This window comes from Bradyrhizobium sp. CIAT3101, from assembly GCF_029714945.1.
Taxonomy (GTDB): domain Bacteria; phylum Pseudomonadota; class Alphaproteobacteria; order Rhizobiales; family Xanthobacteraceae; genus Bradyrhizobium.
In genome coordinates this window covers 3435710-3452760 of the sequence record NZ_CP121634.1, presented here as the reverse complement: position 1 = coordinate 3452760, position 17051 = coordinate 3435710, and the positions used below count along the sequence as shown (strand labels likewise).

16 protein-coding genes are annotated in these 17051 nt (G+C 64.5%); 4 read left to right on the top strand and 12 right to left on the bottom strand.

What is annotated here, in order from left to right; all coding sequences use genetic code 11:
* Positions 1-11 precede the first annotated feature (11 nt).
* Complete coding sequence (locus QA645_RS16135; RefSeq protein WP_283051448.1) at positions 12-1898, top strand: adenylate/guanylate cyclase domain-containing protein; 1887 nt, start codon at positions 12-14, stop codon at positions 1896-1898.
* 20 nt (positions 1899-1918) lie between these two features.
* Here QA645_RS16135 and QA645_RS16130 read toward each other — a convergent pair whose 3' ends face one another.
* Entirely contained in the window at positions 1919-3733 is a 1815-nt protein-coding gene (locus QA645_RS16130) for a glycosyltransferase (protein ID WP_283051446.1), read from the bottom strand.
* Between the two features lie 395 nt (positions 3734-4128).
* Here QA645_RS16130 and QA645_RS16125 point away from each other — a divergent pair, with 395 nt between their 5' ends.
* Positions 4129-4869 carry a glycosyltransferase family 25 protein gene (locus tag QA645_RS16125; RefSeq protein ID WP_283051444.1) on the top strand — a complete coding sequence of 247 codons (741 nt, stop codon included), beginning with the start codon at positions 4129-4131 and terminating at the stop codon, positions 4867-4869.
* A gap of 31 nt (positions 4870-4900) precedes the next feature.
* Here QA645_RS16125 and QA645_RS16120 read toward each other — a convergent pair whose 3' ends face one another.
* The 4 genes from QA645_RS16120 to QA645_RS16105 all read right to left on the bottom strand — a co-directional run bounded on the left by QA645_RS16120 (position 4901) and on the right by QA645_RS16105 (position 8482).
* Positions 4901-6406, bottom strand: coding sequence for a glycosyltransferase family 39 protein (locus QA645_RS16120; protein WP_283051442.1), 1506 nt, complete (start codon positions 6404-6406; stop codon positions 4901-4903).
* A 30-nt stretch (positions 6407-6436) separates the two neighbouring features.
* Positions 6437-7564, bottom strand: coding sequence for a glycosyltransferase family 2 protein (locus tag QA645_RS16115; RefSeq protein ID WP_254132427.1), 1128 nt, complete (start codon positions 7562-7564; stop codon positions 6437-6439).
* 241 nt (positions 7565-7805) lie between these two features.
* Positions 7806-8012, bottom strand: coding sequence for a hypothetical protein (locus tag QA645_RS16110; RefSeq protein WP_254132428.1), 207 nt, complete (start codon positions 8010-8012; stop codon positions 7806-7808).
* 89 nt (positions 8013-8101) lie between these two features.
* Positions 8102-8482, bottom strand: coding sequence for a hypothetical protein (locus QA645_RS16105; RefSeq protein ID WP_254132429.1), 381 nt, complete (start codon positions 8480-8482; stop codon positions 8102-8104).
* A gap of 118 nt (positions 8483-8600) precedes the next feature.
* Between QA645_RS16105 and QA645_RS16100 the strand changes: the two genes are divergently transcribed.
* Both QA645_RS16100 and QA645_RS16095 read left to right on the top strand, forming a co-directional pair.
* Entirely contained in the window at positions 8601-9422 is an 822-nt protein-coding gene (locus QA645_RS16100; RefSeq protein WP_283051439.1) for a DUF72 domain-containing protein, read from the top strand.
* Between the two features lie 9 nt (positions 9423-9431).
* On the top strand, positions 9432-9893 hold the full coding sequence (locus QA645_RS16095; RefSeq protein WP_283051437.1) for a DUF488 domain-containing protein: 462 nt from the start codon (positions 9432-9434) through the stop codon (positions 9891-9893).
* Between the two features lie 234 nt (positions 9894-10127).
* On the opposite strand, the gene QA645_RS16090 is transcribed toward QA645_RS16095, so the two are convergent.
* The 7 genes from QA645_RS16090 to QA645_RS16060 form a co-directional block, all read right to left on the bottom strand.
* Positions 10128-11042: a PhzF family phenazine biosynthesis protein gene (locus tag QA645_RS16090; RefSeq protein WP_283051436.1), complete on the bottom strand. Its 915-nt coding sequence runs from the start codon at positions 11040-11042 to the stop codon at positions 10128-10130.
* Between the two features lie 119 nt (positions 11043-11161).
* Positions 11162-12055, bottom strand: coding sequence for an amidohydrolase family protein (locus tag QA645_RS16085; RefSeq protein ID WP_283051433.1), 894 nt, complete (start codon positions 12053-12055; stop codon positions 11162-11164).
* Between the two features lie 22 nt (positions 12056-12077).
* Positions 12078-13322, bottom strand: a complete 1245-nt coding sequence (locus QA645_RS16080; protein WP_283051431.1) for an MFS transporter — start codon at positions 13320-13322, stop codon at positions 12078-12080.
* 50 nt (positions 13323-13372) lie between these two features.
* Complete coding sequence (locus tag QA645_RS16075) at positions 13373-14104, bottom strand: GntR family transcriptional regulator (protein WP_283051429.1); 732 nt, start codon at positions 14102-14104, stop codon at positions 13373-13375.
* 134 nt (positions 14105-14238) lie between these two features.
* Positions 14239-14436, bottom strand: coding sequence for a hypothetical protein (locus QA645_RS16070; RefSeq protein ID WP_254132436.1), 198 nt, complete (start codon positions 14434-14436; stop codon positions 14239-14241).
* A gap of 113 nt (positions 14437-14549) precedes the next feature.
* Positions 14550-15857, bottom strand: coding sequence for an adenylate/guanylate cyclase domain-containing protein (locus QA645_RS16065; RefSeq protein WP_254132437.1), 1308 nt, complete (start codon positions 15855-15857; stop codon positions 14550-14552).
* Between the two features lie 30 nt (positions 15858-15887).
* Entirely contained in the window at positions 15888-17051 is a 1164-nt protein-coding gene (locus QA645_RS16060; RefSeq protein ID WP_254194380.1) for an ABC transporter permease, read from the bottom strand.

Sequence of the window (17051 nt, the reverse complement as noted above, 5' to 3'; positions counted from 1 at the left end):
AGTACGGCGGCATGAAGAGACGCGTTCAAATTCTGGTGGCACTTGTCCTCGCCGCGCTGTGGGGCGCGGGCATCTATGCGGGCCACGCCAACGGTCACCTGCGTTTCCTCGATCGGCTCGAAGCCACGCTGACGGATTGGCGAACGCAGGTCCGCGGCGTGCAGGCTCCGCCCGATCTCGTCACCATCGTCGCCATCGACGACACCGTAGTGAAACGTGGTGGCAGCTATCCGCTGCCGCGCGCCGATCTCGCCCGCGTGGTCGACACCATCGTGCAGTTCAAGCCGAAGGTCGTCGCGATCGACCTGCTGTTGATCGACCGCAGTGCTGCGATCGGCGACGCCACGCTGGCCAACACGCTCGCCACCGGTCCCATGGTGCTCGCAGCCGCCGCGATCTTCCCGAGCGCGAGCGAGACCGTGGCACCCGCCAGCGCCGGGCCGCTCGCCGCCCTGCCCCAGGCCGAGCGCTTCCTGCTGCCGTTGCCGGCGTTCGCCGATCACGCCGATGTCGGCATCGTCAACGTCGCGACCGGGCAATCGGGCTCACCGCTCTCGGTGCCGATGCTGTTCCGGACGGACGACAAGGTCGAATTGTCGTTTCCACTGCGGGTCGCGAGCCGCGCGCTCGACAAGCCGCTGACGATCGCCCCCGATCATCTCATGCTCGGCGATCGCGCCGTGCCGACCGACGCCGACTTCGCGCTGCCGATCACCTATTACGGCCCGCGCCGCACCATCCGCACCGTGAGCGCACAAAGCATTTTCGACGGCACGCTCGACCGCAAGGCGATCGAGAACCGGATCGTCGTGATCGGCGCCGCCGTTGCCGGCGGCGGCGATTTCTTCCCGACGCCGTTCGATTCCCTCATGCCGGGCGTGGAGGTGATATCGACCGCGATCACGCATCTCGTCGCCGGCGACAGCATCGTGCGCGACCGCAAGGTTCACATCGCCGACGCGCTCATCGCGATCCTGCTGCCGATGCTGCTGGTGGGCCTGCTGGCCTGGCGACGCAGCGCGCTCGGCTTCGTGACGGCCGCCGTGGTGATGATCGCCTGGGCCGGGCTCAATCTGTTCGCGTTCACGCACGGGATCTGGCTCGACGCCGCGACCACGCTCGCAGCCGCGGTGCCACCGGTTGCGGTGTTCATCGGCGTGCAATTGTGGGCAGGAGGCCGCCGCACGCAGTATCTCGCCGCCAAGAGCCGGTCGCTGGCGCAATTCCAGGCACCAGCCGTGCAGGAGTGGCTGGCACGCGATCCCGATTTCCTGGCGAAGCCCGTCCGGCAGGATGCGGCCATCGTCTTCATCGATCTCTCCGATTTCACTGCGCTGAGCCAGCGGATCGATCCGGACGAGCTTCAGGATATCCTTCAAGCATTCCACGCGCTGATCGACCGCGCCGCGGTCGATTGCGGCGGCATGATCACGAGCTTCCTCGGCGACGGCGCCATGATCCTGTTCGGCCTGCCGGGCGCGATGCCGGATGACGCGGCGCGGGCGCTGAAATGTGCGATCGACCTGCATCGCGGCGTCGAGCGCTGGATCGCATCACTGCCGCCTGCGATCGGTGGCCGGCTCGGCTTCAAGATCGGGGCGCATTTCGGCCCGATCGTCGCATCGCGTCTCGGCGAGAGCCATCAGCACATCACCGCAAACGGCGACACCGTCAATCTCGCGAGCCGGCTGATGGAGGTCGCGGCGCAGAACAGCGCCCGGCTCGCGATGACCGACAAGCTGCTGGATGCCGCCGACTTTCACGGCGCGCCCGACGGGGTCCTGTCGGGCCCCCTGCTGACGCAGATCCGCGGCCGCTCCGGCGTCGTGACCGTCTGGTTCTGGCGCGACCAGGACAGGCCGAGCCAGGCCGCGGCCAAAGCCGAGATGATCGACTAAGGCCGCGGGCCAAGCTCAGGCTATCGCGCCTTGCGCTTCAGCACGCCCAAGCCACCCAGCTTGCCGCGCGACATCAACTCGCGGAAACTGTCGTTGAGGAGGATCTCGTCGACTTCGTCCGAGATCAGCTTCGCTTCGGCTTCGGTCATGACGTTGGACATGAACGTGCCGCTCGCCTTCATGGCGTTGAGCACGTCCTTGACCAGGGGTGCGCCGTTGGACGGGATCTCCGGCGGCTGCCAGTCGAGATCCTCGATCACGAACAAACCGCCCGGCTTCAGCGAAGGAAACAGCACGCCGAGCGTCAGGTGCTGATGCACCGAGGCGTGAGAGCCGTCGTCGATGATGATGTCCAGCGCGTTCTCTTTGCTTGCGAGCTCCGCCAGCATGGTCCGGTCGCCCTGATCGACGCGATGGATCCTGACCCGCGGATGGGAGAACCAGCTGAAGTCCTCGATGTCGACGCCGATGACTTCCGCATTCGGGAAGTAGTCCAGCCACATCTGCAGCGACGGCACCTGATCCTGAGTCCAGCCTTCGACGCGCCCGCGGCACAGGCCGATTTCGAGGATGCGAATGGGCTCGAGCGCCTTCGATCGGAACAGCTCGTGATAGACGCGCGTGTAGTGATGGGCAAGGTGGCCCTTGTAGACTGCGCCCTTGTCGGAGTCGTATTTCGCCGCAAGCTGCGTCAGCCAGTTCGGCTCGAGCACCAGCTTCTTGAGATAGCCCGCCACGCTCTGCTCGGGGACCGCATCGAAGCGCAGCCCCCGTTCGGCCCACATTTTTCCCCAGAGATGGACACCGGTGACACGGGGATCGCCCAGGAGATCGAAGCCGGCGCGGCCTTCGGCCGCGAACAGATCCACTTCGCGCCAGTCGATCGCGTTGAAGGTCGTCGGCGGCAGAATCGAGGATTGGAGCGCCTCATCACCTGCCACGAGCAGGTATTCGCTGAGCAGCAGCGGCCCCACCGCGCCGTATTCGACGCGCTTTTCGCTGAACAGCCTCTGCAGCGACAGGGCATACAGATTGGCCATGTGAACCGAGCCCTTGGGCGCGCGCATCACGTCGCCGACGCAGACATGCCCGTTCTCGACTCCCGACCACTGCGCGGAAAACACATGCTCCCGGCCAAACTCCAGCGGCTTCACCAGCACGATGTCCGTGTCGAGCCACCAGCCGCCGAACTCGTGGAGAACGGCGTAGCGGAAGATGTCGCTGAAGTAACGGATCTCGCTGTTCAGGACGGCGTGCTGGTAGATCGCACCCGGCACGAGATTTCCCGCATCGACCACCATGACGCCGGGCGGCACGCGTGCCTGCATGGCGGCGACATTGTCGTAGGTGTACAGCTTCACCGGATGGCCCTGGCGGACCATCGACTGAAGCGAGAGACGCGACATCTCGCTCAGCGGGGCGTTCGACCAGAAGCAGTGAATGGGATCGCGGGCTTCAGTTGCGCCCGGGCGGCTCCGAAGATGCGGATTGAACTGCGCCGTCAGGGCATTCCAATCGCTGCGCGGGACCAAGCGGCACTCCGCGAGGAACGGCAATTTCTGATATGCCCGCGCGATCAGAACGCAAAGGCTCGCCTGGTTGACATGCCCCGTCCTGCTCAAGGCGTTGCCGAAATTCTCCCAGATTGACGGATCGACGGGATCGAGCGCCACCGCGCGCTGAAACGCCTCCAGCGCCTCCGCCTGGAGACCCTTGCCCAGCAGAGCCGTTCCGAACGTTGCGAGATAGGTCGCCTTCATCTCATTGGTGAGGGCGCGGCCGGCCCACTCCAGGGCGGCATCGTAATTCCCGTTGAGCAGAGAGACACCGGCCATCAGATGAAGTAGACCGGCGTGGTTTCCATCGGAAGCAAGCCCTTCCCGACAACGAGCTTCGGCCTGTTCGAGCTCACCCGTTTTCAGATGCTGAAGGCAGATCTGGTAAACTTCATCCCGCGTCAGCGAAGACGGCCCTGTCGAGATCTCGTTTGTTCTTGCGAGAGTGCCGTCGTGATAATTCATCGGGGACCTTCCGGATCAAGGGAGAGCGGGCAGCAATCCGATTCCTGACAGTGCAGGAAGTTGCCGCTTCCCAATTATCCCGTGGAGCTTGCTCGAAGCTGGACACCACATTCGTCTCGACGCGCCGGCGCGTGGCGAATCAAGGGGCCCGTTGATATGGCTCAACCAGCGGTCGACGCTTTATCCGAACTTTCAATCTGGTCCTTTCCATGAAGAACTTCGTCGTCAACCTCAACCGTCAGCCGGAAAAGTACGAAAGCTTCCTGAGACTGAATGCCGGATCGAAGATCGCCTTCGAACGATTTGAGGCATCCGAAGGCGCATCGTTCTCATCGCAGGACGCGCTCGGGATGAACCTTGTCGTGCCCGGAGCGCAGTTCACGCCCGGCGCTGTCGGTTGCGCCGCCTCGCACTTGCGGATCTGGCAACAGACGGTCCAATCTGAAACCCCGGCGCTCGTGTTCGAGGACGACGCGATCATCCGCAATGACATCACCGAGCGCCTGGATTTCCTTCACCGTCTCAAGGACTGGGACTACGTCGCGCTCGGCTACAATACGGACTCCATTCTCGCCCTCGAGCTGACGCCCGGCTTCAAGACCGAGATGGTGTTCACGCCCAAGCATCAGAGCAATGAAAGCGCGCCGGTCTTTCAAAGATCGACCTCGGAGGTCGCCGCGTTTCGGCTCGTCAATTGCTTCGGCACGGCAGGTTATGTGGTTTCGCCCCGGGGCGCGAAGAGGCTCCTGGAGCTTTGCTTCCCGATGGAGAACCGGTTTCTGCAGGTTGCGGCGCTCAATCGCACGATCGCGGTGATGGGGGTCGATGGCATGATGAACTTCATCTACAATTCGATCGAGGCCTTCGCCTGCCTCAGCCCGCTCGTCATTCCCAAGAACAACAACGCGGTTTCGACGACCGTTCCGACCGGCGAAATCCCCCGCTGGTGAGTGCAGCCCGCACCCGCGAGGTGCAGCCGGTTCAGGGCAGGAGTTCAGGCGGCGGCGAGCGGTCCAGCACGTCGCCCTTGGCGCCCTCGAGCAGATCGACGCCGTAGGTCTCGACCACGAGCGGCCCGCGCTTGCGCTGCAGCTCGGCGACACGGCTCACCTGCGTGAAGAGGTCGTTCAGGAACGGATGGCCGTCGGGGCGCAGCTCGTCGACATAGATCAGCTTGCCTGCGAGCAGTTTTGGATCGGGCTCGGGCATGTTGACCCAGCGGATGCGCTGGTTCTGCTGCACCACGCAGGTGCCGCGCGGCAGATAGAAGGCAAGCCAGCCCGTCGTGCCGTAATCCGGCGTGAGCACGCAGGTCGCGCCTGCGCGGACACGTGCCGCTTCGATCTCTGCGGCAAGCTCCCGCCAGCCGACACCGACGCTGCGGACCGTCGCATCGCGGCGATAGCCGGATAGCCAACCCGTATTGGCCTGAAGGATCAGCGCGGCAAACATCACGATGCCGGTCGGCGCGGCCCAGCGCAGGCAAAAATCCACCAGGCGTTGCGCGCGCGGTTTCCATTGCACGAGATTGGCCGCGGCGGCGGCGGCAACGACGAAGGGCGGATAGACCGGCGCAAACCAGTTGGCCTCGACGCGGGCATGCAGCGAATGCCAGACGAAATAGGCGACGATGGTCCAGAACATCGTCTCGATCAGCACGCGCGAGGCCAGCGCGCCCGCCCTCCGCCAGGTCAGCGCATGCAGCCCCATCGCACCGAGGATGAAGACCAGCGGGGTCGCAAACGCGATCTGGGTCGGGATCAGCTCGGCAATGAAGACCGGCCGAAAATCCTCGATCCTGGCGCGACCGAGCTGCTTGACGAACGAAACCCAGTGATGATCCGCATTCCAGAGGATCACCGGCGAGAACAGCGCGAGCGCGACGAGGCCGCCGAGATAGGGCCAGGGCGAGAGGAACCAGCGCCGCAGTTTCGGCACGGAAGCGAGCCAGATCAGGATCGCCGCACCAAAGAACATCGCGGTGTACTTCGACAGCAGCGCCGCGCCGACGGCGGCACCGACCGCAAGCCACCAGGCACCGCGACCGGTCTCCAGCACTTTTGCGAGGAAGAACAGCACGAAGCTGGAGGCGACCAGCAACGGCGCATCCGGCGTCACGATCAACGTGCCGACCGAGGCCATCATCGTCACGTTGAGCAGGATGGCGCTGGTCGCTGCCACCCGGGCACCGCCGAACAGGATCGCGGCCGAACGATAGATCGCATAACTCATCGGCAGCGCGAGCAGGATCGAGACCAGACGAACGCCGAGCTCGGTGTCGCCGGCGATCATGGTGCCGGCGCGGATGACGTAGGCCACCATCGGCGGATGGTCGTAGTAACCGCCCGCCAGGTTCTGCGACCACATCCAGTAATAGGCTTCGTCGAAGGTGATCGGCGTGAAGGCGGCCGCGACCAGCCGCAATGCGACCAGCGCAAGAATCACCAGCGCCGTATTGCGGACGATCCGCGCGTCAGCCCCGCCCATACCCGAATCCTTGTCCGTTTTCTGGGCGCACTATTTCTTGCGCCAGACGAACAGTCCGGACATCGCGTAATTCCACACCACGCCCATCAGCGCGCCGGCGAGGCCCGCCAGCCACCAGATCGGTTCCTGGTCGTAGACCGAGAAGGCGACGCCGACATTGGCGAGCAGACCGACGCTGCACACGATGTAGAACATGATCAGGCCGCGCAAGATCGCAAAGCCCTTCAACCGCTGATCCCGATAGGTGAGGAAATTGTTCATGATGAAATTGGTCGTCATGGCGATGATGGCGCCTGCGGCCTGCGCCTCCGCGAACGGCGCCTTGAACAACTGAAGTCCGATGAACAGCGTGGTGAGATGCACCACGAGGCCGATGCCGCCCACCATCGCGAACAGGATGAAACGCAGCGAGACGATGTCGTTGGTGAGCTTCGCCAGCACGAGGCCGATGAAATCGAGCGCGACCATGGAATCGAGCTTGCTCTCGCCATGCTGGCGGGCGCCGAACGTGTAGGGAATCTCGACCGCGCGCAGATTGCCCTGCGCACTCGCGACGAGATCGAGCAGGATCTTGAAGCCGTGCACCGACAGCTTTGGTGCCAATTGCTCGAACCGGTCGCGGCGAACCATGAAGAAGCCGCTCATCGGGTCGGCGATCTCGACCCGGAGCATCTTCTTCGCCACCTCGGTCGCCAGCGCACTGGCGCCGGCGCGCTGCTTGTTGAAGCCTTCGCTCTTGTAGCCCTCGATGTAGCGGCTGCCGACGACGAGGTCGGCCTGATCGCTTGCGAGCAGCAACAGCATCTTCGGCAGCTGCGTCTCGTCGTGCTGGAGGTCGGCGTCGATCACGGCGGCGAAAGGCGCGCTGGAGGCCAGGATGCCCTCGATGCACGCGCCCGACAGGCCGCGGCGGCCGATGCGGCGGATGCAGCGCACGCGGCTGTCCTGCTGCGCCAGCGCCCGCACCACGTCGGAGGTGCCGTCGGGCGAATTGTCGTCGACGAACACGACTTCCCAGGCGACGTTGACAAGCGTCGCCTCCAGCCGCCGGTACAGCACCGTGACATTGTCGCGCTCGTTGAAAGTCGGGACGATGACCGACAGTTCCGGCCCCTCTTGAGCCTGGCCGCCGACGCCCGGTCTGATCGCTTCATTCATGACGGCAGCGTATATCTGCCGCGTCCTGCGATGCCAAGCCGGGGTTCTCGGGAGATGGCCCAAAACAGGCCCAAAAATGCCAACGACCCCGGAACGGCGGACCGCGCGTACATCCGGCGCTAGCCCAAGCTATTCCAAGGTCGTCTCAACAACGGAGATTGTTACTCAACGTTGCCGTTGTCACCTAAATGGGGACGACACAGCCGCTCCGCAAGGGGGCCGGGAGGTCTTTTTCAGGCCATTACTGGTTCGGGACTTCCCGGATCACCGGGCCCCGCGGCGCCGGCGCAGCCGGGGCTGCGGGTGCCATGGCGGCGGGGGCCGGCTCGACCTTGGCCGGCTTCGGCGGCTTGCCGTACTGCCCGATCGGCCCGAAGACGACGGCGACCGCCAGCACGACCGCCGCGACGATCGCGCCAAAGATGCCACCTACCGACTCAGACGACATGCCAACCCGTCCCCGCTCCAGATGCTGCCAGTCATACCACGGATGATCGCGCGGCCGGAAGGGCCGCCGGACCGCGACTATTCATAGCCCTACTTCTGCGGCGGCCGGTGCTTGACGAAGGCGGTCACGATGTCCTTCTGCGCCGCCTCCACCGCCCTGTTCGCGGTCGCGAGATGGGCACCGGATTCGATGTTCGGATACTGCGAGGTCAGATAGTCGAGCAGCGCCACCCGGTAATATTGCCGTTCCGAGGGGCAGGCCCCCGAAACCGACTTTCCAAAATCCTGTTCCGACATGCCCTGATTGCTGTCGCGCGAATACTCCCGCGCCAGGCAATGCCAGTAATCGTCGCGGCCCTGCATGGCGAGCTTCTGCGCGCCCTTCGCGTCGTCATCGTCAGCCATCGCAACAGACGTCATGGCAGCAGATGTCATCATGACGAGCGCCGCTCCCAGCATCAGCATCCGCATCTTGTTCTCCTTTTTGCGCAGATTTCTTCGTCAGCTTAGACGGGACACCGCAACTGGCCAATCACTTCTGGTTTGACTAGGATGCAGATCTCCCCTTCCCGTCGATGCGAGATCCCCCGTGGCCAAAGCAAAAACCGCGACCAAAAAATCCGGCAACATCTTCATCGGAATCGGCGGCTGGACCTTCGAGCCGTGGCGCGGCGTGTTCTATCCGGAGAAGCTGACGCAGGCGAAGGAGCTGTCCTACGCGGCCTCGAAGCTGACGTCGATCGAGATCAACGGCACCTATTACGGCTCGCAGAAGCCGGAGAGCTTTCGCAAATGGGCAGCCGAAGTGCCCGACGGCTTTGTGTTCTCGGTGAAGGGGCCGCGCTTTGCCACCAACCGCCGCGTGCTGGCCGAGGCCGGCGATTCCATCAAGCGGTTCTATGATTCCGGGGTGCTGGAACTGGGCGACCATCTCGGCCCCGTGCTCTGGCAATTCGCGCCGACCAAGAAATTCGACGGCGCCGATTTCGGCAAGTTTCTGGAGCTGTTGCCGCGCAAGCTCGAGGGCCGCGCGCTGCGCCATGTGGTGGAGGTGCGCCACGACAGTTTCTGCGCACCCGACTTCATCGCGCTGATCCGCGAATTCGAGACGCCCGTGGTGTTCGCCGAGCACGGCAAATATCCGGCGATCGCCGACGTCGCCGGCGATTTCGTCTATGCCCGGCTGCAGAAAGGCAATGACGAGATCAAGACATGCTATCCGCCAAAGCAGTTGGACGCCTGGGCCGAACGCTTCCAGGCCTGGGCCGCAGGCGGTGAACCCGACGACCTCCCGAAGGTCGACAAGGCGAAGCCGAAGAAGGAACCGCGCGACGTGTTCGCCTATGTCATTCACGAGGGCAAAGTGCGCGCACCGCACGGCGCCATGGAACTGATCGCGCGAGTCTCGTGAGGAGAGTCCATGGCCAAGGCGAAGAAGCTCTTCACCATCGGCTATGAGCAGACGCCGCCCAAGGCCGTGCTGGACGAGCTGGAGCAGGCCGGCGTCAAGCTGGTGGTCGATGTGCGCGCGGTGACGTCGTCGCGGCGGCCGGGCTTTTCCAAGAAGCAGCTGGCCGCAGGCCTCGACGAGCGCGGCATCGCCTATGTGCATCTCGCAGCACTCGGCACGCCGAAGGAAGGCCGCCTCGCCGCGCGCAGTGGCCAATACGACGTGCTGGAAAAGATCTTCTCAAAGCACTTGAAGGCGCCTGAGGCCAGGGAAGCGATGGACGAGCTCTCGGCGCTGGTGAAGAAGGCCGGCCCCGTCTGCCTGCTCTGCTACGAACGCGACCACACCCACTGCCACCGTCAGATGATCGCCGAGATCATCGAGGAGCGCGATGGCGTGGCGGTGAAGAATCTGGCTGGACGGCAGGTGTAGCTACCTCCGTAGCCGTCACCCTGAGGTGCCGTAGCGAAGCGGAGGCCTCGAAGGGCGGCGGCGTGGCACTGATGCTCCGACACCTCGGCCGCACATCCTTCGAGGCTCGCAAGAGCTCGCACCTCAGGATGACGGGTCTAAGTCTGTTGCCCGGATGTAGCGCAGCGCAATCCGGGAAGTGTTTCCGTCGCAGGTACTGCCCCGGATTTCGCTTCGCTCCATCCGGGCTACGGTCTAACTCTCCCCCGCCAACCTGAACGTCCCCTCCATCATCTGCACGCAAGCGCCGCCGACATGGGCGGAGACGATCTTGCCATCCTGCTTGCGCACGCGCGTCTGCAGAATGCTCGGCCGGCCCATGTCGAAGCCCTGGCCGACCGTGAGCTGCAATTCGCCGTCGCGCGTGGGATCGAGACCGGCGAATAGCGCGGCGGCCGCAACGGTCGCGCTGCCGGTGGCGGGATCTTCGGTGAGGCCGCTCGCGCCGCGCATGAACATGCGCGCCTGCCGCTCGCAGGGCGCCTCGGCCGCAGGCACGTCGCGCGTATAGAACCACACCGAGCGGGCGCCATCGCGCGGCAAAATCTTGCCGTAGGCTGCCGCATCGGGGCGGGCCCGCTTCAATGCCTCGCGCGAATGCAGCTCCATCACCAGAAACGCGTTTCCGACGGTGACGACATGCGGTGCGTGGTTGTCGGTCCTGACATCATCCGCGGTCAACGAAATGCAGCTCGCGGCTTCAGCCGGTGACAGCGGCGCATACCGCGCCAGCGGTTGCGGCGCGGTGAGCTCCGTCCTGATCACCCGCCCCTGCTCTCTCACGATCTCGACCGGCACGAGCCCGGCTTTCTCCTCGAACAAGAGCCGGGGCTTCGGCTCTTTCGCCATCGAGGCGAGTACGAAGGCCGTTCCGACATTGGGGTGGCCGGCAAAGGCAATCTCCAGCACGGGCGTGAAGATGCGCACCTCGGCGTCGTTGGCCTTGTCGCGCGGCGGCAGCACGAACGTCGTCTCGGAATAGTTGAACTCGGTCGCGATCGCCTGCATCTGCTGCGTGGACAGCCCGCCAGCGTCGAGCACCACGGCAAGCTGGTTGCCGCCGAAGGCGCGGTCCGTGAACACGTCGACGGTGATGTAGCGGCGCTGCATGTAAAGTCCTCACGCAAATGGCGGCAGAAAACCGGCCGCCTCGCGCAGCACTCTACAAGCTCAAAACATCGTCCGTCATGCCCCAAAATAGAGAGCAATCGGAGCAATCGCGATGCGTGTCAGAAACGAAAGAGCGGTCGCGGCGATGCCAGCACTTGCGCGCGCTCGCTCTTGTCGACGATGAGCGTGTCGAGGAATTGCCGGTTCTTCGCGTAGCTCTGCGTTGCCTCGAACTGCGTATGCGGCCAGTCGCTGCCCCACAACAGGCGATCGAGGCCGTACGCGTCGCGCAGCAGCGGATAAGCCTCTTTCGCAAAGCTTTCGCCCGCCGCCCCGTTGCGGTACGGCGCGGAGATCTTGACCCACACGTTTCGCGTCGCGCCAAGCTTCAGCACCGATCGAAAGCCGGGATCGGCGACACCGAGTTTCGGATCGGGCAGCGCGTAGTGATCGAGCACGACGGTGACGCCGAGATCGAGCAGCTGCGGCGCGAGCACGGCGAGATCGGAGGCGTTGCGCTGGATCTCGACCTGCCAGCCCATCGCCTTCACATTTGCAAGCAACCCCTTCCATTCGCTCACAGCGAGATCGGGCAAGGACTGGCCAACGAGATTGAGGCGAATGCCGACCACGCCGGCGCGATCGAGCTCGCGTAACTCGTCCGCGCTGATCGCGAGATCGACAACAGCGACGCCGCGCAGGCGGCCCTTGGTCTGCTTCAGGCAGTCGACCAGATAGGAATTATCGGTGCCCAGGAAGCTCGGCTGCACCAGCACGCCGTTGGTCATGCCGTTGTGGTCGAGCTGCTCGAGATAGAGCGACAGCGGCGCGTCATAGTCCGGCGCGTAACGCCGGCCCGGCGCGAGCTTAAGCTCGCGATGAAAGACATGGGCGTGGGTGTCGATAACGGGCAAGGCCGCCTCACTCCTGGCTGTGGTCGCGACCACGGTGGCGAGCGACGCGAGGCCCGCGCCAAACTGGCGGCGGGTCAGGCCGCGCTGAGACAATGTCATGATGGCTGCTCCTCATACTTCGTCAGGCGCGCGTCGCCACGGCCTGCTCGAACACCTTGCCGCGGGTCTCGGGCAGGAGCAGCACCGCGATCAGCACCAATGCATAGGCAAACGCCGCATCGATGCCGATCGCGGGCCCGAGACCGATGCGATCGCCGAGAAAGCCGACCAGGAAGGGAAACGCGGCGGAGACGACGCGGCCGAAATTGTAGCAGAAGCCGACGCCGGTGCCGCGCACGCCCGCGGGATAGAGCTCGCTGAACAACGCCGCCATGCTGGCGGGAATGCCGGCCGAGAAGAAGCCGAGCGGAAAGCTGAGCACCAGCATTTCGCCGTTGGTCAGCGGCGCAAAGATGTAGACCAGCACGGTTGCGATGCATGCGCTGGCGAACAACGCGACATTGGCCCGGCGCCCGATGCGGTCGCTGATGATGCCGCTGGCGACACAGCCGCAGAAGAAGGCGACGATGATGACGGCGAGATAGCCGCTGGAGCCGAGCACCGACAAATGCCGCACTTCGCGCAGATATGTCGGCAGGAAGGTCGTCAACGCGGCATAGCCGCCATGGGCACCGATGCCGAACAGGCCGCCGACCAGGGTCGAGCGCAGCACGTCGCGGTGGAAGATGCCGGAAAGCGTGGCAAGGAACGGCATCTCTGCGTCCTTGGCAACGGCGCGCGGCGGCTCCTTCAGCCCGCGGCGGATGAAGATGATGAGCAGCGCCGGCAACAATCCGATCGCAAACAGGATGCGCCAGGCGATATCAGCCGGCGCATAGGTGAAGACCAGCGCCGATAGCAGCACGGCCGCGCCCCAACCGACGGCCCAGGCGCTTTGCACCGTGCCAAGCGCCTTGCCGCGATGCTCGGGCCGGATGATCTCGGCCATCAGCACCGCGCCGCAGGCCCATTCGGCGCCGAAACCGAGGCCCTGGATCGCCTTGAGCACCAGGAGTTGGGTGTAGCTCATCGCAAAGGCTGAAGCGAACGTCGCCAGCGCAAAGGTCGCAACCGTGATCTGCAGCGCCTTGACCCGACCAAAACGGTCGCCGAGCGCGCCACCGAGCCAGCCGCCGAACGCACCGAAGAACAACGTGACCGAGCCGAGCAAGCCGGCATCGGCCTTGCTGATGCCGAAGGCCGCGATCAGCGCGGGGATGGCAAGGCCGAACATCTGGACGTCGAGCGCATCCAGCGCCCAGCCGCCAAAGCTTGCCCAGAACGTGCGCCGCTCCAGCGGCGAGCTTTCACTGTACCAGTTCGACATGTTTCCTACCCCTGTACTCGTTTATTGCTTGATGTCGTTGAATAGCCGCGTCAGCGGATCTCGGCGTGGTAGCGGAAGCGATCCGCCGGCCCGCGCGAACGGCGCCATTCGATCGGCCGTCGCTCCAGATCGAGCGCGAGGCGTTCGATCACGATCAACGGCGCGTGGGCCTCGAGCCGCAACAATCGCGCCTGCATCTCGTTGGCGGTCTCGACCGTCAGGATTTCCTCGGCGGAGACCACCACCTCGCCGCAGCGCTCCTCGTAAAGCGGATACAAGAGGTCGCCGAACTCGGCGGTGTCGATCTCGAGTATTTTTGCGAAACGCGATTGCTGGAGCCAGATTTCCTCGGCCAGCAGCGGCACATCGTCGATCAGCCGCAGACGCGAGAGGCTGATCACCGGCTCGCCCACCGGGATACGCAGCGCCGACGCGACGGCCGATGTCGCGGGCACGCTCTTGCGCCGGATGATGCGGCTCTTCGGCACGCGCCGCTCGCCGCTCTCGGACTGGAAGCGGAAGAAGCGGAACAGCGAGGAGTTGAAGCGCGCGCGGCGCACGAAGGTGCCGCGGCCCTGCTGGCGCTCCAGCACCGCGTCCGCGACGAGCTGGTCGATCGCCTTGCGCACGGTGCCGATGGCGACGCCATAATGGGCGCCTAGCTCGGCCTCCGACGGAATCGGCTCGCCCGGCCGCCATTCATTGCGGTTGATGCGCGCGGCGAGGTCGTCGCGCAGAAGCTGATAGCGGGGAAGGCGTTCGTCGCGCGGAGCTGAATTCATATAGTCATATAGATGACTAGATGATGGTAGAGTCAATAACTACCAGGATACCGAAAAGACACAACATCAGGGAATGCGGGCGCGAGGCCGGGTTGGCTGACGTCGCCCTACCCGGCCTCGCCTGACTTCGATTGTCAGTTCGTCTTCGGCATGCAGGGCGGCTCCTTGTACGGCGCAGTCGCGTACGCGCCCTCCGCCGGAGCCCGCGCGCAGTCCGCCGTCGCATGGGCCGCGCCGCGCCGCATCGGCGCGACGTCACGAGCCGCAGCGGCCTGTATTTGATAGACCGAAGCAGCGATCAGAGCAGCCGAGACAAAGGTCAATCGGGTCATGGTTTCCTCTCCAGGTGATATCAGGAAGCCGGTTGCGGCCTCCTGAAGTCCAAGAGCGGAATGGCGCAGCGGATATTTCAACGCGCGCCTTCAAAGAAACGCGAGCGGTCGCCTCACCCCAGTTGAAACACCGCGACCGGCTGCTCGTAACCGCGCACCGTGACCTCGCCGAGCGCGACCGCATCCTCGCCATCGTCGCCGAGCGCGTCGCGCACGGATGCCGAGATCAGGAGCTGCGAGCCGAACTCCTTGTTGAGTGCTTCCAGCCGCGAGGCGAAGTTCACGGTGTCGCCGATCACGGTGTATTCCTTGCGCCGGGGCGAGCCGATATTGCCGGCGACGACCTCGCCGAAATGGATGCCGATGCCGATCCGCAGCGGCCAGCTCGTCTGCGCATTGATGTGATCCATCGCGGTCAGCATGTCGCGACCTGCGGCGACCGCGCGATGCGCCGCATCGGATGCCTCCAGCGGCGCACCGAACAGCGCGAGAAAACCGTCGCCGAGAAACTTGTTCACGATGCCGCCGTGGCGGTCGAGAATATCGACCAGCACCGCGAAGGCGCCGTCGAGCCGGTCGACGACCTCCTGCGGCGTGCGCGACTGCGCGCCGGCGGTAAAGCCGCGGAAATCGACGAACATCACGGCGACGCAGCGGAGGTCGCCCGCCGCGCTCGTCCCCTCCGCCATCAGCCGCTCGACCACTTGCGGCGAGACGTGCTGGCCGAACAGGTTGGTCACCCGGTCGCGCGCGGTGGCCGCCGCGATGCTCGCGGCGAATTGCCGCCGCAATTGCGCGCCGACGGAGCCCGCCAGCACGCCGCAGACCAGGATGACCATACTGCGCACGGTGTGGAAGTAGATCAGAGGCTCGCCGGCGTCGCTCACCGGATTGTAGTACAGCGCAACAGCCAGCAGTTCGGCTGCGGCGACAAATCCCGTGAAGGTGGACAGCCAGAAATCGAGCCGCAGCGTCGAAAGAATGACGAAGATGAAATAGACCAGAGGCAACACGAAGCCGAGCGCCTGGCTCGCGCCCATGCTGCGGATCTGGAGGATCAGGATGAGCGTCGGCAGCGACGTCTCGATGAAGGCGCCGATATAGCGCCTGACCACCGGCAGGTCGCGATCGAGCTTGATGTTTCGCCTGATCTGGCTGTGGACCCAGACCTCGAACAGCAGGAACCCCGCCACGAGGACATATTCGCGGACCATGCCCTCGGTCCCGCGCCAGATCCGGTTCGAGATGGCAGGATCGATCACGAAGGTTGCCGTGAGCATGACCATCATGACGCAGCCGGTGGCGATCAACGCCTTCACCCGCAACAGCTCGGTGCGCAGCACTTCGCGCGTCAGCTCGCGCTCGAACTCCTCCGACAAGACGGCTTTCTGCCGGACTTTCCCGCTGACCAGGCTGACCATTTCACCCCCTCGATTCCGGGGCAGTCTGCCTCAATCCAGCGTGCGGCGGAAGCGCGTCACGGCGATGGTCATCGCGACCAGCATCAGGATGGCGAGCGCTGCCGCGTCGAAACGCAGGTTAGGCATGGAGGCGCCCTTCAGCATGATGGCGCGGACGATGCGCAGATAGTGTGTTAGCGGCAGGCATTCGCCGACATATTGCGCCCAATTCGGCATGCCCGCGAACGGGAACATGAAGCCGGACAACAGGATGCTCGGCAGGAAGAACATCATCGACATCTGCATGGCCTGGAGCTGGTTCTGCACCAGGGTCGAGATCGTGTACCCGATCGAGAGATTCGTGGCGATGAAGAGCGTCGACAGCAACGCCAGCAGGAGGACGTTGCCGAGCAGCGGCACGCCGAACAGGCCGATACCGATGCTGATGATCAGGAAGGCCTGGATAAAGCCGACCAGCACGTAAGGGATGATCTTGCCGAACATCACCTCGACCGGCTTGATCGGCATCGACAGCAGGCTCTCCATCGTGCCGCGCTCGACCTCGCGCGTCACCGAGAGCGCGGTGAAGATCAGCATGGTCATGGTGAGGATGGTGCCGACCAGGCCCGGCACGATGTTGAGGCTGGAATTCGCGGCCGGATTGTAGCGGGCGTGCGCGCGGATCTCGAACGGCATTTCCGGGGGATCGCCGATGTAGAGATCGTGCGCCAGCGCAGTCTGCACGATCATGCCGAGCGAGCCGAGTGCGGCGCTCGCCGCGACCGGATCGGTGGCATCAGCCGCGACCAGCAGCGCCGGCTTGTCGCCGCGGCGCACCGCGCGCTCGAAGCCGCGCGGGATCTCGACGCCGAACAGCACCTTGCCGGATTTCAGGAGGTTGTCGAATTCGTCAACGTCATGCACCTCGTAGATGAAGCGGTAATAGGCGGTGTTCTCCAGCGCCTTCAGGACCGAGCGGGCGAGATCGGAATCTTCCTGGAGCAGCACCGCGCTCGGCAGATTGTGCGGCGTGGTGTTGATGGCATAGCCGAACAGCAAGAGCTGCATCACCGGCAGCATCACGATCATCGCGAACGAGACCCGATCGCGCTTGAGCTGGATGAACTCCTTGACCAGCATCGCATAGGAGCGCTTCCAGAAGCCGAACCGCTCCCGGATTTCGTGCGCTGGCGCGGGATGATCGACGGCGCTCAT

Excerpts from the sequence above, each read along its gene's own strand:
- QA645_RS16135 (WP_283051448.1), top strand. The coding sequence starts at position 12 with ATGAAGAGACGCGTTCAAATTCTGGTGGCACTTGTCCTCGCCGCGCTG.
- QA645_RS16130 (WP_283051446.1), bottom strand. The coding sequence starts at position 3,733 with ATGGCCGGTGTCTCTCTGCTCAACGGGAATTACGATGCCGCCCTGGAG.
- QA645_RS16125 (WP_283051444.1), top strand. The coding sequence starts at position 4,129 with ATGAAGAACTTCGTCGTCAACCTCAACCGTCAGCCGGAAAAGTACGAA.
- QA645_RS16120 (WP_283051442.1), bottom strand. The coding sequence starts at position 6,406 with ATGGGCGGGGCTGACGCGCGGATCGTCCGCAATACGGCGCTGGTGATT.
- QA645_RS16115 (WP_254132427.1), bottom strand. The coding sequence starts at position 7,564 with ATGAATGAAGCGATCAGACCGGGCGTCGGCGGCCAGGCTCAAGAGGGG.
- QA645_RS16110 (WP_254132428.1), bottom strand. The coding sequence starts at position 8,012 with ATGTCGTCTGAGTCGGTAGGTGGCATCTTTGGCGCGATCGTCGCGGCG.
- QA645_RS16105 (WP_254132429.1), bottom strand. The coding sequence starts at position 8,482 with ATGCGGATGCTGATGCTGGGAGCGGCGCTCGTCATGATGACATCTGCT.
- QA645_RS16095 (WP_283051437.1), top strand. The coding sequence starts at position 9,432 with ATGGCCAAGGCGAAGAAGCTCTTCACCATCGGCTATGAGCAGACGCCG.
- QA645_RS16090 (WP_283051436.1), bottom strand. The coding sequence starts at position 11,042 with ATGCAGCGCCGCTACATCACCGTCGACGTGTTCACGGACCGCGCCTTC.
- QA645_RS16085 (WP_283051433.1), bottom strand. The coding sequence starts at position 12,055 with ATGACATTGTCTCAGCGCGGCCTGACCCGCCGCCAGTTTGGCGCGGGC.
- QA645_RS16080 (WP_283051431.1), bottom strand. The coding sequence starts at position 13,322 with ATGTCGAACTGGTACAGTGAAAGCTCGCCGCTGGAGCGGCGCACGTTC.
- QA645_RS16075 (WP_283051429.1), bottom strand. The coding sequence starts at position 14,104 with ATGAATTCAGCTCCGCGCGACGAACGCCTTCCCCGCTATCAGCTTCTG.
- QA645_RS16070 (WP_254132436.1), bottom strand. The coding sequence starts at position 14,436 with ATGACCCGATTGACCTTTGTCTCGGCTGCTCTGATCGCTGCTTCGGTC.
- QA645_RS16065 (WP_254132437.1), bottom strand. The coding sequence starts at position 15,857 with ATGGTCAGCCTGGTCAGCGGGAAAGTCCGGCAGAAAGCCGTCTTGTCG.
- QA645_RS16060 (WP_254194380.1), bottom strand. The coding sequence starts at position 17,051 with ATGAGCGCCGTCGATCATCCCGCGCCAGCGCACGAAATCCGGGAGCGG.